The organism is Micromonospora sp. NPDC005298 (assembly GCF_040607375.1).
Classification (GTDB): domain Bacteria; phylum Actinomycetota; class Actinomycetes; order Mycobacteriales; family Micromonosporaceae; genus Micromonospora.
Genome location: NZ_JBEXGP010000002.1, coordinates 899,296 through 906,142, shown reverse-complemented (window position 1 = coordinate 906,142; position 6,847 = coordinate 899,296). Strand labels below are relative to the sequence as shown.

General features: G+C 69.3%; 6 protein-coding genes. 3 read left to right on the top strand and 3 right to left on the bottom strand.

From position 1 onward, the window contains the following. The first annotated feature begins 167 nt into the window (after window positions 1–167). Entirely contained in the window at window positions 168–1,163 is a 996-nt protein-coding gene (locus ABZS77_RS08975; RefSeq protein WP_354819505.1) for an esterase family protein, read from the top strand. A 65-nt stretch (window positions 1,164–1,228) separates the two neighbouring features. Here ABZS77_RS08975 and ABZS77_RS08970 read toward each other — a convergent pair whose 3' ends face one another. From ABZS77_RS08970 to ABZS77_RS08960, 3 genes are read right to left on the bottom strand one after another with little or no spacing between them, the layout of a single operon-like run. Next, window positions 1,229–1,993: a succinate dehydrogenase/fumarate reductase iron-sulfur subunit gene (locus tag ABZS77_RS08970; protein WP_354819502.1), complete on the bottom strand. Its 765-nt coding sequence runs from the start codon at window positions 1,991–1,993 to the stop codon at window positions 1,229–1,231. After that, the gene (locus ABZS77_RS08965) at window positions 1,990–3,927 is read right to left on the bottom strand and encodes a fumarate reductase/succinate dehydrogenase flavoprotein subunit (protein ID WP_354819499.1); all 1,938 of its coding nucleotides are present in this window, start codon (window positions 3,925–3,927) and stop codon (window positions 1,990–1,992) included. Before ABZS77_RS08965 ends, ABZS77_RS08970 begins: the two co-directional genes overlap by 4 nt. Before the next feature lies 1 nt (window position 3,928). Continuing rightward, window positions 3,929–4,612 (bottom strand): succinate dehydrogenase cytochrome b subunit, encoded by a 684-nt coding sequence (locus ABZS77_RS08960; RefSeq protein WP_354819497.1) that lies wholly within the window; start codon window positions 4,610–4,612, stop codon window positions 3,929–3,931. Window positions 4,613–4,695: 83 nt separating this feature from the next. On the opposite strand from ABZS77_RS08960, the gene ABZS77_RS08955 reads away from it, so the two are divergent. Then, window positions 4,696–5,625, top strand: a complete 930-nt coding sequence (locus tag ABZS77_RS08955; protein WP_354819494.1) for a LysR family transcriptional regulator — start codon at window positions 4,696–4,698, stop codon at window positions 5,623–5,625. A 162-nt stretch (window positions 5,626–5,787) separates the two neighbouring features. Continuing rightward, window positions 5,788–6,828, top strand: coding sequence for a dTDP-glucose 4,6-dehydratase (rfbB, locus tag ABZS77_RS08950; protein ID WP_354819491.1), 1,041 nt, complete (start codon window positions 5,788–5,790; stop codon window positions 6,826–6,828). Window positions 6,829–6,847 lie beyond the last annotated feature (19 nt).

Genomic DNA, 6,847 nt, shown 5'->3' with positions numbered 1-6,847 from the left:
CGGCGACGGCAAAGACGACCTCATCGTCTTCACCAAAAACACCACAAACGACATCTACGTCGCCCTCTCCACCGGCACCACCTTCGCCCCCAGCAACAAATGGCACGACTACTTCGGCCTCAACGGCGAAACCACCCTCTGACCCCGACAGACCCCCAGGAGCAACCATGGACCGCCCCCGGACCATCCACCAGCCCGTGAGCAGACGACGCCTCCTCACCGGCGCCGCAGGGGTCGCCGCGGCCGGCGCCCTCGCCGGTGCCTTCTCCGCGCCGGCCTCGGCCAGCGCCGCCGGCAACGGGTACGGCCTGCGCATCGTCGACCGGAACGAGAACGGTGGCCGGTTGCAGTACTACCGGTTCGCCACCGACGCGATCGAGTGGGACCCGGCGGTCAACGTGCTGCTGCCGGACGGCTACCACACCAGCGGCAAGCGCTACCCGGTGCTCTACCTGCTGCACGGTGGCAACGCCGATTTCCGCACCTTCCACATGCAGGACAACATCATCAACCTCACCGCCGGCCGGGAGATCATCGTCGTGATGCCGGACGCCTCCACCGGCTGGTACTCCAACCCGGTCAGCAGCAACACCGGGCCTCGCAACTGGGAGACCTTCCACATCGACCAGTTGCTGCCCTGGATCGACGCCAACTTCCGGACGTTCGCCGAATACAACGGCCGCGCGGTGGCCGGTTTCTCGATGGGCGGCTTCGGCGCTCTCAAGTACGCCGCGAAGTACTACGGTCACTTCTGCTCGGTGAGCGCCCACTCGGGCCCGGCCAGCCTGCGCCGCGACTTCGGCCTCGTCGTCCACTGGGCCAACGCCACCTCCGCGGCTCTCGACCTCGGCGGCGGCACGGTCTACGGCGCGCCGCTGTGGGACGAGGCCCGGGTCAGCGCCGACAACCCGGTGCAGCGCATCGAGAGCTACCGCAACAAGCGCGTCTTCCTGGCCGCCGGCACCTCACCCGACCCGGTCAACTGGTTCGACACCGTCAACGAGACCCAGGTCCTGGCGGGGCAGCGTGAGTTCCGCGGCGCGTTGGCCCGGGCCGGCATCCCGCACGAGTGGCGGGAGGTGCCGGGCGGCCACTACTTCCGTCACGAACTGTTCGTCCAGGATCTCGGCGGAATGCTGGGGCGGCTGCGGCGCGCCGGCTGACCCCCCCGCAGCGCACAGGCCGCCGTACCCGAGAAGGTACGGCGGCCTGTCGGGCGCGGTGGAGCTCAGGAGCCGGGGGTGTTGCCGGCGCCCTTCGCGGTGGCCGCGAGGTAGTCGCGGTTGAGCCGACCGATGGTGTTCAGTGGGATGCCCTTCGGGCAGACCACCGTGCACTCGCCGGCGTTGGTGCAGCCACCGAAGCCGGCCTCGTCGTGCGCGTCGACCATGCCGATGACCCGCGTGTAGCGCTCCGGCTGGCCCTGCGGCAGCAGCGAGAGCTGGGTGAGCTTGGCGGCGGTGAAGAGCATGCCGGAGCCGTTCGGGCAGGCCGCGACGCAGGCGCCGCAGCCGATGCAGGCCGCCGACTCGAAGGCGGCGTCGGCGTTGGCCTTGGCGACCGGCGTGGAGTGCGCCTCGGGCGCGCTGCCGGTCGGGGCGGTGACGTAGCCACCAGCGGCAATGATCTTGTCGAAGGCGCCCCGGTTGACCACCAGGTCCTTGACGACCGGGAAGGCGCTGGCCCGCCACGGCTCGATGTCGATCGTGTCGCCATCCTTGAACTGCCGCATGTGCAGCTGGCAGGCGGTGGTGCCGCGCTGCGGCCCGTGCGCGTCCCCGTTGATCATCAGGCCGCACATGCCGCAGATGCCCTCGCGGCAGTCGTGGTCGAACGCGACCGGGTCCTCGCCGTCGAGGATCAGCCGCTCGTTGAGAACGTCGAGCATCTCCAGGAACGACATGTCCGGGGACACGTCGTCGACCGGGTAGGTCACCATCCGACCCTTGTCCTCAGGGCCCTTCTGGCGCCAGATGCGCAGGGTCAGGTTCACTTGTAACTCCGCTGCGTGGGGTGGACGTATTCGAACTTCAGGTCTTCCTTGTGCAGCACCGAGGGCTCGCCGGTGGCGGTGAACTCCCAGGCCGCCACGTACGCGAACCGGTCGTCGTCACGCTGCGCCTCACCGTCGGGCGTCTGGTGCTCGGCCCGGAAGTGGCCGCCGCAGGACTCCTCGCGGTGCAGGGCGTCGATGCACATCAGCTCGGCCAGCTCGAAGAAGTCGGCCACCCGGCCGGCCTTCTCCAGCGACTGGTTGAGCTCCTCGCCCGTGCCGGACACCTTGACCCGCTGCCAGAACTGCTCGCGCAGGGCACGGATCTCGTCGATCGCCTTGCGCAGCCCGGCCTCGCTGCGCTCCATGCCGCAGTGCTCCCACATGATCTGGCCCAGCTCCCGGTGGAACGAGTCCACGGTCCGGTCGCCGTTGACCGCCAGCAGCCGCTGGATCCGGTCCTCGACGTCGGTACGCGCCTCGACCGCCGCCGGGTGACTGGCGTCGACCTTGTCCAGGGGGCCGGCGGCCAGGTAGTTGGCGATGGTGGTGGGCAGCACGAAGTAGCCGTCGGCCAGGCCCTGCATCAGCGCCGAGGCACCGAGCCGGTTCGCGCCGTGGTCGGAGAAGTTCGCCTCGCCGATCACGAACAGGCCGGGGATGCTCGACTGGAGGTCGTAGTCGACCCAGAGGCCGCCCATCGTGTAGTGCACGGCGGGGTAGATCCGCATCGGGACCTCGTACGGGTCCTCGCCGGTGATCCGCTCGTACATCTCGAAGAGGTTGCCGTACTTGGCCTCGATGGCCTTGCGGCCCAGGCGGTCGATCGCGTCGGCGAAGTCGAGGTAGACGCCGAGCCTGGTCGGACCGACACCCCGACCCTCGTCGCAGACGTTCTTCGCGGCGCGGGAGGCGATGTCGCGGGGGACCAGGTTGCCGAAGGAGGGGTAGATCCGCTCCAGGTAGTAGTCCCGCTCGTTCTCCGGGATGTCCTTCGGGCTGCGGTCGTCACCCTTGGTCTTCGGTACCCAGACCCGGCCGTCGTTGCGCAGCGACTCGCTCATCAGGGTCAGCTTCGACTGGTGGTCGCCGGAGACCGGGATGCAGGTCGGGTGGATCTGCGTGTAGCAGGGGTTGGCGAAGTACGCGCCCTTGCGGTGCGCCCGCCAGGTGGCGGTGACGTTGCAGCCCTTGGCGTTCGTCGAGAGGTAGAAGACGTTGCCGTAACCGCCGGAGGCGAGCACGACGGCGTCGGCCATCTCGGTGCTGATCTCGCCGGTGACCAGGTCCCGCACGACGATGCCGCGGGCCTTGCCGTCGACGATGACCAGTTCCAGCATCTCGTGCCGGGTGTTCATCTCGACGTTGCCGAGGCCGATCTGCCGCTCCAGGGCCTGGTACGCGCCGAGCAGGAGCTGCTGGCCCGTCTGGCCCCGGGCGTAGAAGGTGCGCTGCACCTGGGCGCCGCCGAAGGAGCGGGTGTCCAGCAGGCCGCCGTACTCGCGGGCGAACGGGACACCCTGGGCGACGCACTGGTCGATGATGTTGACGGACACCTCGGCCAGGCGGTGCACGTTCGACTCCCGGGACCGGAAGTCGCCGCCCTTGACGGTGTCGTAGAACAGCCGGTGCACCGAGTCGCCGTCGTTGCGGTAGTTCTTCGCGGCGTTGATGCCGCCCTGCGCGGCGATGGAGTGCGCCCGGCGCGGGCTGTCCTGGTAGCAGTAGGACTTGACGTGGTAGCCCTGCTCGGCCAGGGTCGCCGCGGCGGAGCCGCCGGCCAGGCCGGTGCCGACGACGATGACTGTCATCTTGCGGCGGTTGGCGGGGTTGACGAGCTTGGCCTCGAAGCGTCGGGTCTCCCAGCGCTTCTCGATCGGGCCGGTGGGAGCCTTCGTGTCGGCGATCGGGTCGCCCTCGGTGAAGAGTTCCATGTCAGGACACCAATCCGGTGAGAACGGCGAACGGGACCACCAGGTATCCGGCGCACAGCCCCACGGCGAGGACGAGCGCGGCGATGCGCGCCCGGCGCTCCCCGCGTGGCGTCTGCTGGCCGAGGCTGCGGAACGCGCTGAACGCGCCGTGGCGCAGGTGGAAGCCCACCGCGACGATGGCGAGCGTGTAGAAGAGCGTGACGTACCAGCGTTCGGGCGCGAAGTCCGCGACGACGTTGCCGTACGGGTTGCTGGGGTCGCCGACCGGGTTGAGCGTGCCGGTGGTCAGGTCCAGGAGGTGGTAGATCACGAACAGCAGGATGATCACGCCACCCCAGCGCATGGTGCGGGCGGCGTAGCTGCCCCGGACCTTCTTGCGGTGGGCGTACTTGACCGGGCGGGCGGCGCGGGCCCGCAGGGCGAGCACCGTCGCGGCCCAGATGTGGGCGACGACGGCGACCACGAGCACGGTGCGCAGGATCCACAGGAACCAGACGCCGGGCAGCAGGGGCTTGCCGATGTCGCGCAGCCAGTGCGCGTAGTGGTCGAACGAGGTCTCCCCCGTGAACACCTTCAGGTTCCCGAGCATGTGGGCGATCAGGAACAGCACCAGCACAATGCCCGTCACCGCCATGACGGCCTTGAGACCGACGTTCGAGCGGATGGGCGACCGAGTTTTCGTCATTACCACGTGACCGACGCTAGGAGGACTTTGATCAGTCGTCCAATGCATCGAACTCGCAGTGTTGATAGTCATAAGCTATGTAGATGCAGCTCCATCAGCTTCGGTACTTCGTCGCGGTGGCCGAAGTACGACATTTCACCCAAGCCGCCGACCTGGTTGGCATCACTCAGCCTTCTCTCAGTAAGCAAATTCACGCTCTGGAGACCGACCTCGGTGCCCCGCTCTTCGAACGGGTACGGGGCAACATCACCCTCACCGCGGCGGGCGAGGTGCTGCTGCCGCTGGCCACCCGGATCCTCGCCGACGTGGAGACCGCCACCCGGGAGGTGCAGGAGCTGGTCGGTCTGCGGCGGGGACGCGTACGCCTCGGCGCCACCCCGAGCCTGGCCACCTCGCTCGCCCCGCCGGTGCTGCGCCGCTTCCGGGACGCCCACCCGACGGTCGACCTACGGGTCGAGGAGGGCGGCTCCCAGGACCTGGTGCGCAACCTGCTGCGCGGCGACCTCGACCTGGCCCTGATCATCATGCCCGCCCAGGGCGCCGACCCCGGGCTGCGCGTCGACCCGATCCTGCGCGAGAGCCTCGTGGTGGCCTCGGTGGGGGAGGTGCCGACCGCCTCGGCGACCGGGGAGCTGCACATCACCGACCTGCGCGACCAGCCGATGGTGATGTTCCGGGAGGGGTACGACCTGCGCGACGCCACCATCCAGGCGTGCCGCGAGGCGGGCTTCGAGCCGACCTTCGCGGTGGACGGCGGCGAGATGGACGCGGTGCTCAGCTTCGTCGAGGCCGGGCTCGGAATCGCGTTGGTGCCCGGCATCGTGCTGGCCCGACGTCCGGGGGTCCGGATCACCCCGCTCGCCCCGCCGGGGGTGCGCCGGACCATCGCGGTGGCCCGGCGCCGGGACATCGTGCCGACCCATGCCGGCCGGGAGCTCCGGCGGATCCTGCTCGACTACGTCCAGTCGGCCATCGAGCGCGACGACCTTCCCCCGGGCGTGGATCCGCGCTGATCGCCCCGATAACCGACCCGGTGGGTTAATTCGTCCTTAAGGCTGCGGTATCACTGTCGGTGTTGATGGTGGTCACCTAAGGTGGGTTCTTGCACGGGGCAAAAGCCCCATTCGACTCAGCAGAGCTCACCGGTGGGCGTTCCCCCGGCACGGAGGCCACACATGAGGATCCTGGTTACCGGCGGCGCTGGCTTCATCGGTTCGCACTTCGCGCGCAGCCTGCTCGCCGGACGCTACGTCGGGTTCGAGCACTGCGACGTCACGGTGATCGACAAGCTGACCTACGCCAGTGATCGGGCCAACCTGCCAGCCACGCACCCCCGCCTGACGTTCATCCGCGGGGACATCTGCGACCGTCAGCTGCTCGCCGACGTGGTGCCCGGGCACGACGCGGTGGTGCACTTCGCGGCCGAGTCGCACGTCGACCGGTCCATCGACGACCCGGCGCCGTTCTTCGAGACCAACGTGATGGGCTCGCACCACCTGCTGGCCGCCTGCGCGGGCGGCGGTGTCGGCCGGGTCGTGCACGTCTCCACCGACGAGGTGTACGGCTCGATCAGCGAGGGCTCCTGGACCGAGAGCTGCGTCCTGGAACCCAACTCCCCGTACGCGGCCTCGAAGGCGGCAAGCGACCACGTGGTGCGCTCCTACTGGCGCACGTACGACGTGGACGTCTCCATCACCCGCTGCGCCAACAACTACGGGCCCTATCAGAACGTGGAGAAGGTCATTCCCCGGTTCGTCACCAGCCTGCTCTCCGGGCAGGACATCACCCTGCACGGCGACGGCGGCGCGGTGCGCGAGTGGCTGCACGTGGACGACCACTGCCGGGCCATCGCGCTGGTCCTGGCCAAGGGCCGCGCCGGCGAGGTCTACAACATCGGCGGCGACGTCGAGCTGACCAACCGGGCCCTCACCGAGCGGATCCTGCGGTTGGCCGGCGCGGGCTGGGAGCGGGTCCGGCACGTGCCGGACCGCAAGGTCCAGGACCAGCGCTACTCGCTGGACTACCGCAAGATCTCCGAGGAGCTCGGCTTCGAGCCGCAGATCCGGTTCGAGGACGGACTGACCGAGGTCTTCCACTGGTACCGGGAGAACCGCGCCTGGTGGGCGCCGACCATCGCCGAGCCCCGGGGCGAGGCGCTGACCAGCGCGGTGCGGGGCGTCCCGGCCAGCCGCGCGCTGTCCGTCCAGGCGCACTGACCGGCCCGCGACCCGACCC

What these genes read in the sequence shown, in the direction of transcription:
- ABZS77_RS08975 (WP_354819505.1), top strand. Translation starts at nt 168, where the DNA reads ATGGACCGCCCCCGGACCATCCACCAGCCCGTGAGCAGACGACGCCTC.
- ABZS77_RS08965 (WP_354819499.1), bottom strand. Translation starts at nt 3,927, where the DNA reads ATGGAACTCTTCACCGAGGGCGACCCGATCGCCGACACGAAGGCTCCC.
- ABZS77_RS08960 (WP_354819497.1), bottom strand. Translation starts at nt 4,612, where the DNA reads ATGACGAAAACTCGGTCGCCCATCCGCTCGAACGTCGGTCTCAAGGCC.
- ABZS77_RS08955 (WP_354819494.1), top strand. Translation starts at nt 4,696, where the DNA reads ATGCAGCTCCATCAGCTTCGGTACTTCGTCGCGGTGGCCGAAGTACGA.
- rfbB (WP_354819491.1), top strand. Translation starts at nt 5,788, where the DNA reads ATGAGGATCCTGGTTACCGGCGGCGCTGGCTTCATCGGTTCGCACTTC.